Here is a 13617-nt window from a genome sequence, read left to right on the forward strand (position 1 = left end):
ATGAGCACCAAGGACTTCATCGAGAAGGACTTCTACAAGGTCCTCGGCGTCCCCAAGGACGCCACCGAGGCCGAGATCAAGAAGGCGTACCGGAAGCTCGCCCGCGAGTTCCACCCGGACGCCAACAAGGGCAACGCCAAGGCGGAGGAGCGCTTCAAGGAGATCTCCGAGGCGAACGACGTCCTCGGCGACCCCAAGAAGCGCAAGGAGTACGACGAGGCGCGCGCCCTGTTCGGCAACGGCGGCTTCCGCCCCGGGCCGGGCGCCGGCGGCAACTTCAACTTCGACCTGGGCGACCTCTTCGGAGGCGGCGCCCAGGGCGGGGGCTCCGGCGGCTTCGGCGGCGGCATCGGGGACGTCTTCGGGGGCCTGTTCAACCGGGGCGGGGGCGGTACGACCCGCACCCAGCCCCGGCGCGGGCAGGACATCGACACCGAGGTCACCCTGACCTTCACGGAGGCCATCGAGGGCGCGACGGTTCCGCTGCGCATGTCCTCGCAGTCCCCGTGCAAGGCCTGCTCCGGCACCGGCGACAAGAACGGCACACCGCGCGTGTGCCCGACCTGCGTCGGCACCGGCCAGGTGGCGCGGGGCTCCGGCGGCGGGTTCTCCCTCACCGACCCCTGCCCGGACTGCAAGGGGCGCGGCCTGATCGCCGAGCACCCCTGTCTGGAGTGCAAGGGCAGCGGCCGCGCCAAGTCGTCCAGGACCATGCAGGTCCGCATCCCGGCCGGGGTCACGGACAACCAGCGCATCCGGCTGCGCGGCAAGGGCGCGCCGGGCGAGCGGGGCGGTCCGGCCGGCGACCTCTACGTCGTCGTCCATGTCGGTACCCACCCCGTGTTCGGCCGCAAGGACGACAACCTGACGGTGACGGTGCCGGTGACGTTCGCCGAGGCGGCCCTGGGCGGGGAGATCAAGGTCCCCACCCTCGGCGGCCCGTCCCTGACCCTGAAGCTGCCGCCCGGCACCCCCAACGGCCGCACCATGCGGGCGCGGGGCAAGGGCGCGGTCCGCAAGGACGGCACCCGCGGTGATCTGCTGGTCACCGTCGAGGTGAGTGTGCCCAAGGACCTGCCGGGGAAGGCTCGTGAGGCGCTGGAGGCGTATCGCGAGGCGACCGCGGAAGAGGATCCGCGGGCGGAGCTGTTCGAGGCCGCGAAGGGAGCCTGACAGAGATGGACGGCCGTCGACGAAACCCGTATGAACTGACCGAGGAGACCCCGGTCTACGTCATCTCGGTGGCGGCCCAGCTCTCCGGCCTGCACCCGCAGACACTGCGCCAGTACGACCGGCTGGGCCTGGTCTCCCCCGACCGCACCGCCGGCCGGGGCCGCCGCTACTCGGCCCGCGACATCGAACTGCTGCGCACCGTCCAGCAGTTGTCGCAGGACGAGGGCATCAACCTGGCCGGCATCAAGCGGATCATCGAGCTGGAGAACCAGGTCGCCGCCCTCCAGTCCCGGGTCGCGGAACTCCAGGACGCCCTGGAGGGCGCGGCGGCGGCGATGCAGCAGCGCGAGGCAGCGGTCCACGCCTCCTACCGCCGGGACCTGGTCCCGTACCAGGAGGTCCAGCAGACCAGCGCGCTGGTGGTCTGGCGCCCGAAGAAGCCGAAGGACTGACCGGCGTCCCACGCGTGAGGGGCCCGGAGGATCACCTGATCCTCCGGGCCCTTCGGCGTGCCGTGGGCCCTACGGCGCGGTGACCGTCCAGTCGGACGCCGGGGCCGACTCCGTGCCGTCCGCGGAGAGCGCGGTGACCCAGTAGAAGGACGCGGTTCCGCGCGGGGCGCCGGTGTCGACGTACTCCGAGGCGCCGCCGGGGAGTTCGGCGATCAGCTCGTAGCCGGAGGTCTGCGGGTTCCAGCGCAGGACGTGGTAGCCGCCCGCCTGGTCCGGGTCGGACGCGTCGAGGCCGTGCCAGGTCAGCCGGTTGCCCTCGTCGCCCTCGCCGGCCTCCGCGCCGAGGGTCAGCGGCGACCCCTCGGGGGTGGCCACGGTCGGTGTCATGTCGAACTCGGTGGCCGTCACGATCTGCGCCTCGCCGGTCCAGGCGAACGACGAGTTCCCGGCGTCGTCGAGGGCGTCGACGATGAAGCAGGACTCCTCGCCGTCGGGGAGGGTGGTGTACGCGTACGAGGTGGTGTCGGCGGACACGGAGTAGCCGGGGTAGAGGGAGCACACCTGCTCGTCCTCGTCGCCCCAGAGCTCGCCCCGGCGGACCGTGTAACTCTCCAGGTCCGGCGTCGGGTTGGCGTCCCAGTGCACCTCGAAGCCGTACGTGGTCGGAGTGACCGTCACTCCGGTGACGGCGGACGGCGGGGTGACGTCCCGGAGCGTGCCGACCACGCCGGTGGACTGCGCGGACTCGTTGCCCGCCGTGTCCAGCGCGGTGACCCGGTAGTAGTGGCTGGTGCCCTCCACGGCGGTGGAGTCCAGGTAGGAGGTCTGGCCGCCGGTACCGATGAGGGTGTAGGTGCCGCTCATGCTCGACGCCCGGTACACGCGGTACGACGCCGCCCCCGCGACCTCGCCCCAGGAGACCCGGAGCCCCTCCGGTTCGCTGGAGGTGGGGCGCAGGACGGGTGCGGCGGGAGCGGTCCGGTCGGCCGTGGTGACGGTCTTCGGGGCCGTGCCCGCCGACTCGTTGCCCGCCGTGTCGTAGGCACGCAGCTCGTAGACGTAGGCCGCGCCGGTCACCGGGAGCGTGGTGTCGGTGTACGTGGTGGCGGCGGTCGAGGCCAGCCGGGTCCAGGTGGAGCCGTCGGCGGGGCGCCGGTAGACCCGGTGGCCGGCGAGGTCCATCTCCTTGTTCTTCGTCCAGCCCAGCTTCGCCCGGCCGGTCGCGCCGTCGTAGGCGACCGCGAGGCCCGTCGGGGTGAGCGGGGCGACCTTGTCGACCGCCGCCGAGGTGCGGGGCGTGTAGGCGAACTTGACGTTCGCGCCGCCGGTCCAGTTCACGTAGTCCACGCGGACGGTGTGCCTGCCCTTGGGGACCGTGAGGTTCAGGCTCTTCGTCACCGTCGTGGAGACGTTCTTCCAGACGTCGACCTTGCGGACGCCGTCGACATAGACGCGGACGCCGTCCTGGGCCGACACCGAGAAGGTGAAGGGGCCCCCGGAGCCGAAGTCGCGGGTCACCGTCCAGCGCACGCCGAAGTTGTTCGTGGGAAGGCCGGAGGCGGGGGCCCTCGTGCCCCAGTTCTCGCTGACCGCCGCGTCGCAGTCGGTCTTCTTCGCGGTGCCCGAAAAGGTGGTGTTCGCGAAGAATTGACGCTTGTACACCGGGGAGGTGCAGCTCGTCGTGGCCGAAGCGGGCGGGGCGGCGAGGGCGGTGAGGAGACCACCGGTCGTGGTGAGCACCACGGCCGTCGCGAGTCTGGCTGGCTTCATTCGATCCTCTGGTCGGGAAGGGCAGACGGGTACGGGAAACCGCCTGTCGTGATCACGACTCGCGAGAACTGGCCTTGGTTGTACGGCCCTTTGCCTGTGCGTGGAGCCCGCTTGGGGAGAGGGTGTAAAGAGAGGTCCGTACCCTCTTCGCTTCGTCTCCATGCGTCTTCACCCGCTGAGCGGAGGGTGATGTTGTTACTTCGTTAAGTGGTTCAACTTGACTCCGGAGGCCGCCGCCGCGTTGGCTTTTGGGACAACTGGGTCAACGTGTAGCGCCCAGGCACCGGAACGCACCTGAAGTGAGCCCCTCCATGCGTCGTATCGCCATAGCTGTGGTCGCCTCCACGATGTCCCTCTCGCTCGCGGGATGCGGGATGCTGGGGGCCTCGGAGGACAGCAGCTCAGCGACACCGACCCGGACGAACGACATCACCGTCGGCGTGCTGATGCCGGAGACGACGAACACCCGGTACGCGGAGTTCGACTACCCGATCATCAAGCAGAAGATCGCGGCCCTCACCAGCAACAAGGGCAAGACCCAGTACGCCAACGCGGCGTCCAGCGTCAAGAAGCAGAACGCCCAGATGCAGAAGATGATCGACGACAAGGTCGACTGCATCCTGCTCGACGCCGTCGACTCCCACAAGATCGCGCCCATGGTGAAGAAGGCCAAGGAGGCGAACATCCCGGTCATCGCCTACGACCGGCTCGCCGAGGGACCCATCGACGCGTACGTCTCCTTCGACAACGAACTCGTCGGCGAGGTGCAGGGCCGCGCCATCACCGAGGCGCTCGGCTCGGCCGACACCTCCGACCAGATCGTCATGATCAACGGCTCGCCCACCGACCCGAACGCCGCCCAGTTCAAGGAAGGGGCGATGAACGAGCTCAACGGCCGGGTGACCATCGCCGCGACCTACGACACCGACGGCTGGAAGCCCCCCATCGCGCAGGCCAACATGACCAAGGCGATCGAGAAGATCGGCAAGGACAACATCGCGGCCGTCTACTCCGCCAACGACGCCATGGCCGGCGGCATCATCAAGGCCCTGGAGGCCGCGGGCGTCAGCGGCAGCAACCTGCCCCCCATCACCGGCCAGGACGCCGAGCTGCCGGCCGTGCAGCGGATCATCAGCGGCGAGCAGTACATGACCGTCTACAAGCCGTACGCCGGTGAGGCGGAGGCCGCGGCCGAGGCGGCCGTCGCCAAGGTCCAGGGCCGTGAGCTCCAGTTCGAGGCGCTCACCCGCGACAAGGTCGACAGCCCCACCAACAAGTCCATCCCGGCCAAGCTGGTCACCGTGGTCGCGCTCACCAAGAGCAACATCAAGTCGACCGTCATCGCGGACGGCATCTACAAGGTCTCCGACATCTGCACCGAGAAGTACAAGGCCGCCTGCGCCGCCATCAACCTGAAGTAGCCCGCCGGGACGCGCCCCGGCGGGCGCCCCCCGCAGGGGGACCCCGCCGTGGGCCCGTCACGCCACCCGGGTGAACTCCACCGTGACCTCCGGCGGGCCGCCGGCCACACCCCGGTAGATCCCCTTGTGCGGGGTGACGTCGTCGTAGTCGCGGCCCCGGCCGACCACCACGTGGGACTCGTCGGCGCGGGCCCGGTTGGTCGGGTCGTAGCCGTACCAGTCGCCCGCCCAGTACTCGATCCAGGCATGGCTCTGCCCGGCCACCGGGCGGTGCAGCTCCGCCTCCCGCTCGGGGTGGAGATAGCCGGAGACGTACCGGGCGGGCAGTCCGAGGCCGCGCAGCAGCGCGATCGACACATGCGCGAGGTCCTGGCAGACGCCCGCGCCCTGCTCCCAGGCCTCCGCCGCCGAGGTGTTCACCCCCGTGGTGCCGGGGAGGTACGCGACCCGGTCGGCGACCAGGCCGGAGACGGCCACCGCCGTGGCGTGGGGGTCCAGGCCCGCCGCAGCCCTGCGCGCCTTCTTCACCAGCTTCGGCGGGACCGTCGTACGGACCGTCGGGGCGGCGAACTCCAGCAGCCGGGAGCCAGCGACCCGGTCCGCGATCTCCGGCCAGCCGAGGGCCGGGGGCAGCTCGTCCGGCGGGGCCGTCTCGACCAGGCTGGAGGCCGTGATCGTGAGATCGGCGTGCGGGTCCATCAGCTCGAAGGCGGTGACCTGCGTACCCCAGTAGTCCCAGTACGACCAGGTGGAGGCCGCCGGACGGATGGTCACCCGGGAATCCAGCGTGGTCTGTCCGGGCAGGGTCAGGGGGGTCATCCGGACCTCGTTGTGCGAGGAGACCGCGGCCTGCGCGTAGGAGACACGGGTCGTGTGCTGGATGCGGAGCCTGCGGGTCATCGCGCTCACGCTCCTTCCTGGGCCCACACCACGGGCCCCTGATACGGGAAGAACCGCTCGGCGACCGCCTCCGCCGAGGCCATGCAGGCGGTCTGGAGATCCCGCAGGAGCAGCGGCAGCTGGTCCTCCAGGCCCTCGGTGTCGAGGTACTCCAGGCGGGTGCGCAGCCCGCCGATGGGGCGGCGGGCCGGATCCTGGCGGGGCCGGCCGAGCGCCGACAGGCACTCCTCCGCCGTGGTCAGCGCGTGCAGCGCCGAGCGCGGGAAGTCCCGGTCCAGCAGCAGGAACTCCGCCACGCGCGCGGTGTCCCCGAAACCGCCGCGGACCCGCGCGAACGCCTCGTCGGCGCCGGACGCGCTCAGCAGCGTCGGCCAGTCCGGCGCGTGCGCGGCGTCCAGGACGCGCACCGACAGCAGTCGTACGGTCATGTCCACCCGCTCCAGACTCCGGCCGAGGACGACGAACCGCCAGGAGTCGTCCCGGCTCATCGTGGAGTCGGCCAGGCCGAAGAAGAGCGCGGCGCGGCTGCGGACCAGTTCCAGATAGCCGTACGGGCCCGTGCGGCGGGCGGCGCGGCGCTGGTCGGCGAGGGCGTGCCAGGTGGCGTTCAGGCACTCCCACATGGCCGAGGACACAGCCTCGCGGGCACTGCGGGCGTTGAGCCGGGCGGCGCCCAGGGCGCCTTCGATGGAGCCGGTCGAGCGGGCGTCGAACGCGAGCTGGTCGAGGACCTGCTGCATGTCGACCGGTGCGCGGCCCGCGTCCATGCCGAGGATCGCGTACAGCGACCGGCAGGCCAGGTCCTCGTCGCGCCAGGGGTCCTCCAGCATGCGGTGGAGGTAGGCGTCGAGGATGCGCGCGGTGGCGTCGGCCCGTTCGACGTAGCGGCCGGTCCAGGTCAGTGCCTCCGCGATGCGGGAGAGGATCACGTCGTTCACTGCTGCTGCGCCCCTTCCGGTACGAGGGTGGGGGTTCCGTCGGGGCCGAGCTGGCGGGGGACCACGGACGGGAGCGTGCCGTCCTCGGCGTCGCGGGAGGGGCCCTCGACGGGGCCCTCGGCGAGCACCCAGGTGTCCTTGGAGCCGCCGCCCTGGCTGGAGTTGACGATCAGGTTGCCCTCCTGGAGGGCGACCCGGGTCAGCCCGCCGGGCAGGACCCAGACCTCGTCGCCGTCGTTGACGGCGAACGGGCGCAGGTCGATGTGGCGGGGGGCCATGCGTTCGCCCGCGAGGGTGGGGGAGGTGGACAGGGCGACGGGCCGCTGGGCGATGAAGCCGCGCGGGTCGGCGGCAACGGCCTTCCGTGTCCTCTCCAGGGTCTTCGCGTCGGCCTTCGGGCCGATGACGATGCCCTGGCCGCCGGCGCCGTCGACCGGTTTGACGACGAGCTGGTCGATCTGGTCGAGGACGGCCTCCAGCTGGCCGGGTTCGTCGGGCCGGTACGACTCGACGTTGGGGAGAATCGGTTCCTCGCCGAGGTAGTACCGGATCAGGTCCGGGACGTAGGTGTAGAGCAGCTTGTCGTCGGCGACGCCGTTGCCGACCGCGTTGGCGAGGGTGACGTTCCCGGCCGTGGCCGCGCTCAGGATGCCCGGGCAGCCGATCACCGAGTCGGGGCGGAAGTGGAGCGGGTCGAGGAAGTCGTCGTCGAGCCGCCGGTAGACGACGTGGACGGGCACCTCGCCCCGGGTGGTGCGCATCCACACCCGGTTGTTGCGGCAGACCAGGTCGTGCCCCTCCACCAGCTGCACGCCCATCAGCCGCGCCAGCAGCGCGTGTTCGAAGTAGGCGGCGTTGCTGGGGCCCGGGGTGAGGACCACGACCCGGGGGTCGGCGGTCCGCTCGGGCGCGGCGGCCCGCAGCGCGGCCAGCAGCCGTGCCGGGTAGCCGTCGACGGGCACGACGTGCTGTCCGTCGAAGAGCGAGGGGAACACCCGGGTCATCGCCCGCCGGTTCTCGATGACGTACGACACCCCGCTGGGCACCCGTACGTTGTCCTCGAGGACCCGGAAGTCCCCGGCCTCGTCGCGCACCAGGTCGATGCCCGCGACATGGATGCGGACCCCGTTCGGGGGCTCCACCCCGTGGGCCGCGCGGTGGAAGTGCGGGGAGGTCAGCAGCAGACGCCAGGGGACGACTCCGTCCTCGAAGGCCCGGCAGGGCCCGTAGGCGTCGGCGAGGTAGGCCTCCAGGGCCCTGACCCGCTGCCCGACCCCGCGTTGTATGAAATCCCATTCGAGGGCGTCGAGGATCCTCGGCACCAGGTCCAGCGGCCAGGGCCGCTCCTCGCCCGCGAAGGCGTAGGTCACGCCCCGATCGGTGAACGAACGGGCCATCTGGTCTGCCCGGAAGCGCAGTTCACCTGGTTCGATCGGCTGGAGCGCCGCCAGTACCGGCTCGTAGGCGGTCCTGACCTCACCCGGCCGTTCGAACATCTCGTCCCACGCGTCGGCCAACGCGTACGCGTCAAATATGTCCGCCATGGCCCGACGTTAAGTGGGGGACGTAACAGGGCGATCACCCCGTGGTTTCCGGGAACGCACGCCTCCGCTGGGCGACGGGGCCCAGGGGTTCCCCGGGTCCGGCCGGGCTCCCCCGTCGTCCGGCCGGACCGACCCGGGTGGGAAGCACCCGGGGGGAAGTGGAATCAACGATGCCCGCCTCTTCCGGCCCGCGCCACCATCAGCTTGTTGCAGTGCGAGGGGCGGAGGCCGGGAGAAACCCGGTTATATGAGGGGTTTTCCGCTGCCGTGGCCGGGGGAGCCGTGTTGCGGAGCCGGTCCGCGCCGCGCATAGTGGCGTCCCGGAAGGCGCGTCAGAGAGGTGTCAGGCGGGGGTGGGATGGGCGATGGCCGGGCACGGGACGGAGGAGCATCCTCACGGTGCTGACCGACTGTGCGAGGCCGGGGATCGCGTGTATTCCCGGGCCGTACGGCGCGGACGCGTGCCGCGCTGCGACGCCGAGCAGGTTCCCTGTCTGCTGGAGCTGGCCCTGCTGCACCCCGATCCCGACGACATGGAGTGGCTGGTGCCGACCTCCCCGCAGGAGGTCATGACCCGGCTGCTGCGCGGGCTGCACGACGAGGTGAGCGCCAGTCAGCGGCGGATGGGTTCGGCCGTCGCCGCCTTCGAGTGGTACTCCGGTCTCGGGGGCCCCACGCCGGGCGCGCGGGCCCAGGAGGGCGCGGCGATCCGGGTCCTGGACGGCCCCTCGCGGATCCAGGCGGCGCTGGACCAGGCGACCGAGGCGTGCACGACCGAGGTGCTGACGGTGCAGCCGGGCGGCATCCGGCGCGAGCACGAACTGTCGGAGGGCCTGCACCGGGCGCTGGAGCTGCGCGGCCGGGGCGTGCGGATGCGCGATCTGTACAACCATGTGGCCCGGCACGGCCAGGGCCTGCTGAACTACCTGGAGCTGATGGGCGACGCGGTGGAGGCCCGGACCCTGGACGAGGTCGTCGACCGGCTGATCCTCTTCGACCGCAAGGTGGCCTTCATCCCGGCGAACGCCGACCGCACGATGGCGCTGGAGCTGCGCCACCCGGCCCTGGTGGCCTATCTGGTGACGGTCTTCGAGCGGCTGTGGCGGCTGGCGATCCCGCTGGGCGCCCAGCTTCCGGAGACCCGGGTCGAGGGCGTCTCGCACCGTGAGCAGTCCATCGCCGCGCTGCTGGCGGAGGGACACCAGGACGCGGTGATCGCCGAGCGCCTCGGGATCAGCGTCCGTACCTGCCGGGCCCATATCGCCCGGCTCTCGGAGACCCTGGGCGCGGCGAGCCGGACCCAGCTGGGGGTGCGGATCGCGCAGGTGGGACTGGACGGGCCGGTGGAGGGGAGCGGGGACGGCGCTGTGGTGGCGGGCGATGTGGCGGGCGCGTCGCCCGGCGCGGTGCAGGGCATGGTGGTGGACGGGGCGGGCCCGGACAGGCTGTCCGGCGCTCCTGCGGACGGGGTGCCGGGGCAGGTCTCCGGGCCGGGTCCGGGGGCGGGTCCGGGGCCCGGGGCCGGGGTCACCGAGGTGTTTCCGGATGCGCTTCCTGGTCGAGGATCCCCGACCGGGCGATGAGGTAGCCGAGCTGGGCGCGGCTCTCGCTGCCGAGGCCGGCGGCGAGTTTGGCGATGTGGACGCGGGCGGTGCGGATGTTCATGCCGAGGCGTGCGGCGATCACGGAGTCGGTGTGGCCCTCGACGAGGAGGGTGGCGATGGCCCGCTGACGGGGGGTCACCCCGTTGAGCGAGGGGCGTTGCACGGCCTGGGGGTACATCGGGGTGGCCAGCCGCCAGAGGCGGTCGAACGCGGTGGCCAGGAAGGCGATCAGGGCGGGCTGGCGGACTTCCAGGGCGAGGGTGCCGTCCTCGTTGGCGGGGAGGAAGGCCACGGTGCGGTCGACGACGAGCAGGCGGTCGGTGACCTCGTCGAGGCCGCGGGCCTCGGCGTCGCCGCTGAGCAGCTCGTAGTGGCCGATGATGACGTGGATGTGCCGGGTGGTGTGCTGGTAGAGGGTGCGGATCCGGCAGCCGCGGTCGAGCACGGCCTGGTCGCGCCGGCGGGCGATCTCCATGGCGGCGGCGGCCCGTTCGGTGTCGAGGCCGGTCCGCGGCTGGATGCACAGCAGTTCCTCGCGCATCTCGTCCATGGCCTCGCTGATGGCCTGGTTGATCTGCTCGTTGCCGCTGAGGACGCGCAGGGAGGCGGACTCCGCGGGGGCGGTGTGGCTGCCGGTGAGGCGCATGAGGGGTTCGAAGAGCGTGGCGAGCCGCTCCTCGTGGCGCCGTTCCTCGGCGATCCGGGCGGCGGAGGCGTTCAGCCGGCGGTGCAGGGCGACGGCGGGGGCGACGGGCTCCAGCCGGCGCAGATCGTCGACGGCCGGGTGGAGGAGGCCCAGGTCGAGCAGACAGGGGGCGGTCTCGGCGTCGCCTGCGGTGAGGTGGCCCTCGCGCAGGGCTCGTTCGTAGAGGCGGCTGCCCTGGGCACAGAGTTCTGCCACGCCGTGGTGGGGGTGCGGCGGCGCGTTCACGTCGGGTCTCTTTCCTGGTCGAGGATTCCTGAGCGTGCGATGAGGTAGCCGAGCTGGGCGCGGCTCTCGCTGCCGAGGCCGGCGGCGAGTTTGGCGATGTGGACGCGGGCGGTGCGGACGTTCATGCCGAGGCGGTCGGCGATCACGGTGTCGGTGTGGCCCTCGACGAGGAGGGTGGCGATGGCTCGCTGGCGGGGGGTGACACCGTTCAGGGTGGGCTGCCGCACGGCCTCGGGGTACATGGGGGTGGCCAGCTTCCACAGGTGTTCGAACGTGGCGGCGAAGTACCGGATGAGAGTGGGGTGGCGTACTTCGAGGGCGAGGGTGCGGTCCTTGTTGGCCGGGACGAAGGCGACGGTGCGGTCGAGCAGGATGAGCCGGTCGGTGACCTCGTCGAGGGTGCGGGCCTCGACGTCGCCGTGGATCTGCTCGTAGCGTGCCGCGACGGCCAGGGCGTGCCGCACGGTGTGCTGGTAGAGCGTGCGGATCCGGCCGCCGCGGTCCAGGAAGGCCTGGTCGCGTGCCATGGGCAGGAGGTGCACGGCGGGCGCCGTGTGGGTGTGGGCGGTGTGCGGCTGGATGCACCACATGTCCCGGCGGGCCTCGTCCATGGCGGAGGTGATGGCATCGTTGATGCGGTCATGACCACTCAGGACGCTGACGGGGGGTGCCTCCGGTCCGGCGGCGGGGCCCCGGGCGAGCCGCAACAGCGGTTCGAACGTCTCCACCAGCCGTGCCGTGTGCCGCCGTTCGTCCGCGACGCGGTCCGCGAGGGGCCGCAGCGCGCGGTGCAGGGCGAGGGCGGGCGGTACGGGTTCCAGCAGGCCGGGGTCGTCCCGGCCCGGCCGCAGCAGCCCCGCGGCGAGCAGACAGGGGGTGTCCTCGGCCTCGGGCCGGGTCACCCGGCGCTCGCGCAGGGCGCGGGCGTAGAGGCCCAGTCCCGGCTCGCACACCTCCTCGGCGTGGTGGTGCGCCTCGCTCGTCATCCGCGCCCTCTTCGGAAGCTCGTCACCTCACTCGTCCCGGTCCAGGATCCCCGACTGCGCGATCAGATAGCCGAGCTGGGCCCGGCTGCCGCTGCCCAGGGCGGTGGCGAGTTTGGCGATGTGGGCGCGGCAGGTGCGGACGTTCATCCCCAGCCGGCGGGCGATGGCCTCGTCGACATGGCCCTCGACGAGGAGTTTGGCGATGGAGTGCTGGATGTCGGTGAGGCCGTCGGGGGCGGTCTCGTACGGCGCTCCGGCGCTCAGCGGGACGGCCCGGTTCCACATGAACTCGAACACCTTGATGAGGTAGCGGACCAGCCCGGCGTGGCGGATCTCCAGGGCGACCTGGCGGTCGTCGCGGATCGGGATGAACGCCACCGTCTCGTCGCAGATGATCAGCCGCTCGACGAGTTCGTCGATGGTGCGGTACTCCGCCTTGCCGTCGGCGAACTGGTCCACCCAGGCGAGCCGTTCCGGGCTGTACCGGGCCGTGTGCTGGTAGAGGGTCCGGATCCGCACGCCGCGTTCGATCAGCGGCTTGTCGCGCTCCAGCGCCTCGATGAGCCGGCGTTCGGGGTGCCGGTGGCTCGGCTGGATCGAGAGCACCTCGTTGCGGCACTGCGAGGCGGCCAGGTCCAGGGCCCCGTTGATGTGGTCGAGGCCTTCGAGCAGGGTGATCGAGGGGGTGGAGGTCGTCGGCGGGGCGCTGAGCGTCATGAACGGCTCGAACGCCTCGGCCAGCTCGACGGAGAGCCGTCTGCGCTCGGTGATCTCGCGTTCGAGGGGGTTGAGCCGCTGGGCCAGGGCGACCGAGGGGGGAACCGGACGCAGCCAGTTCGCGTCATCGGCGTCGGGGTACAGCAGTGCGAGCTCCATCAGGCAAGGGGCGGGCTCCACGTCCACGCGGGCGATGCGTCCGGTGCGAAGTGCGTCCGCGTATAGGCGGCTTCCTTCCTCGCACAGGTCGGTCATGGCGTGGGGATGTGTCCCTTTTATTCGATTCGTTGCCAAATCTCCACCCCCCAGGGTCCTGAACATGCAGGAACATGATGCACCGATCGTGTGGCCATGACGTGCCCGAATGAGCCATCGTCTTACTCGTCGGGGGAAAGGGGAACTTCAAGTGAGGACGAAGCCGAATATGCGGAACAAAATGCTTCGCTCAGTACTTGTCGCCGCCTTCTCCGCCGTTCTGGCCTTCGGAGCGCTGTCCGGCCTGTCCGGCGGGACCAGCGAGCCGCAGCGCGACACGGCATGGTCGGCCGCGGCCAGTGGCGACGAGGATGCTTCTGTCTACCCGGCAGACACCGCGTGGAGCTGACGTGAGTACACCACCCGACGACCGTTCCTTCCGACGCGAGATGGCTACCGCCTACCGCTCCGGCTGGCACTTCATCGACCTGGTCACCGCCATCCCCCACAGTGGTGACTCGTTGATGGTGACCGTGTTCGGAGAACCGGTGGTCGTCACGCGGGACGAGGAGGACGACGTCCGGGCCTATCGGTGCCTGCGGCGGCCCCGGGGGGCGCCGCAGCCCGTACGGTGCGCGATCCGGTACGGAATGATCTTCGTGAACCTGGATCGGCGTGACCACCAGTTGTCGGAACCGGCTCCCCAGGCCGCTCCGCACACCATCTCAGCCACCCCCCGCAGTGCCTGACGCGATTCCCCCGTCGTAACAGATCGCCTCAGGTGCTTCCCCCCGCAGCGGCGTCACCGTGACCTGAACACGGTGACGCCGCTGCAGTTTTGTGGGGACATTTCCCCGTATCGGTGCGTTTCGGAACCCCTGTGCCGTGGCCGGAAAACGCCGCATGGCACGGCAGCCGGGTTTGGATCAGCCCCGGCCCGTCGTTCCGCCGTTCCTGTCCTTTCCGTACACGGGCGAAGCCTTGCC

At 71.2% G+C, this 13617-nt stretch carries 11 protein-coding genes and 1 pseudogene; 5 read left to right on the plus strand and 7 right to left on the minus strand.

Features of this window, described 5'->3' with window-relative positions:
* Window positions 1–1173 carry a molecular chaperone DnaJ gene (dnaJ, locus tag ACYQ8Q_RS24910; RefSeq protein ID WP_460067959.1) on the plus strand — a complete coding sequence of 391 codons (1173 nt, stop codon included), beginning with the start codon at window positions 1–3 and terminating at the stop codon, window positions 1171–1173.
* 5 nt (window positions 1174–1178) lie between these two features.
* The gene (locus tag ACYQ8Q_RS24915) at window positions 1179–1625 is read left to right on the plus strand and encodes a heat shock protein transcriptional repressor HspR (protein WP_390659233.1); all 447 of its coding nucleotides are present in this window, start codon (window positions 1179–1181) and stop codon (window positions 1623–1625) included.
* Between the two features lie 69 nt (window positions 1626–1694).
* On the opposite strand, the gene ACYQ8Q_RS24920 is transcribed toward ACYQ8Q_RS24915, so the two are convergent.
* Window positions 1695–3395 carry a fibronectin type III domain-containing protein gene (locus ACYQ8Q_RS24920; RefSeq protein WP_460067960.1) on the minus strand — a complete coding sequence of 567 codons (1701 nt, stop codon included), beginning with the start codon at window positions 3393–3395 and terminating at the stop codon, window positions 1695–1697.
* 311 nt (window positions 3396–3706) lie between these two features.
* Between ACYQ8Q_RS24920 and ACYQ8Q_RS24925 the strand changes: the two genes are divergently transcribed.
* On the plus strand, window positions 3707–4816 hold the full coding sequence (locus tag ACYQ8Q_RS24925; RefSeq protein ID WP_460067962.1) for a sugar ABC transporter substrate-binding protein: 1110 nt from the start codon (window positions 3707–3709) through the stop codon (window positions 4814–4816).
* A 57-nt stretch (window positions 4817–4873) separates the two neighbouring features.
* On the opposite strand, the gene ACYQ8Q_RS24930 is transcribed toward ACYQ8Q_RS24925, so the two are convergent.
* The 3 genes from ACYQ8Q_RS24930 to ACYQ8Q_RS24940 are packed head-to-tail and all read right to left on the minus strand — an operon-like array spanning window position 4874 to window position 8198.
* Window positions 4874–5716, minus strand: a complete 843-nt coding sequence (locus tag ACYQ8Q_RS24930; RefSeq protein ID WP_460067963.1) for a transglutaminase family protein — start codon at window positions 5714–5716, stop codon at window positions 4874–4876.
* A 5-nt stretch (window positions 5717–5721) separates the two neighbouring features.
* Window positions 5722–6654 carry an alpha-E domain-containing protein gene (locus ACYQ8Q_RS24935; RefSeq protein ID WP_460067964.1) on the minus strand — a complete coding sequence of 311 codons (933 nt, stop codon included), beginning with the start codon at window positions 6652–6654 and terminating at the stop codon, window positions 5722–5724.
* A complete protein-coding gene (locus ACYQ8Q_RS24940) occupies window positions 6651–8198 on the minus strand; it encodes a circularly permuted type 2 ATP-grasp protein (RefSeq protein ID WP_460067965.1) in 1548 nt (515 codons plus the stop codon). The genes ACYQ8Q_RS24935 and ACYQ8Q_RS24940 overlap by 4 nt, the downstream gene beginning before the upstream one ends.
* Before the next feature lie 365 nt (window positions 8199–8563).
* Here ACYQ8Q_RS24940 and ACYQ8Q_RS24945 point away from each other — a divergent pair.
* Window positions 8564–9541, plus strand: a pseudogene (locus ACYQ8Q_RS24945) (helix-turn-helix transcriptional regulator); the annotation flags it as partial.
* 184 nt (window positions 9542–9725) lie between these two features.
* On the opposite strand, the gene ACYQ8Q_RS24950 reads toward ACYQ8Q_RS24945, so the two are convergent.
* Genes ACYQ8Q_RS24950 through ACYQ8Q_RS24960 form a run of 3 tightly spaced genes read right to left on the minus strand, consistent with a single transcriptional unit; the run spans window position 9726 to window position 12757 of the window.
* On the minus strand, window positions 9726–10733 hold the full coding sequence (locus ACYQ8Q_RS24950) for a helix-turn-helix transcriptional regulator (RefSeq protein WP_460067966.1): 1008 nt from the start codon (window positions 10731–10733) through the stop codon (window positions 9726–9728).
* A complete protein-coding gene (locus tag ACYQ8Q_RS24955) occupies window positions 10730–11719 on the minus strand; it encodes a helix-turn-helix transcriptional regulator (protein ID WP_460067967.1) in 990 nt (329 codons plus the stop codon). Before ACYQ8Q_RS24955 ends, ACYQ8Q_RS24950 begins: the two co-directional genes overlap by 4 nt.
* A 27-nt stretch (window positions 11720–11746) precedes the next feature.
* Window positions 11747–12757 (minus strand): helix-turn-helix transcriptional regulator, encoded by a 1011-nt coding sequence (locus ACYQ8Q_RS24960; protein ID WP_460067968.1) that lies wholly within the window; start codon window positions 12755–12757, stop codon window positions 11747–11749.
* 284 nt (window positions 12758–13041) lie between these two features.
* On the opposite strand from ACYQ8Q_RS24960, the gene ACYQ8Q_RS24965 reads away from it, so the two are divergent.
* Window positions 13042–13380, plus strand: a complete 339-nt coding sequence (locus tag ACYQ8Q_RS24965) for a hypothetical protein (protein WP_460067969.1) — start codon at window positions 13042–13044, stop codon at window positions 13378–13380.
* Window positions 13381–13617 lie beyond the last annotated feature (237 nt).

This window comes from Streptomyces sp. YKOK-I1 (genome assembly GCF_054660435.1).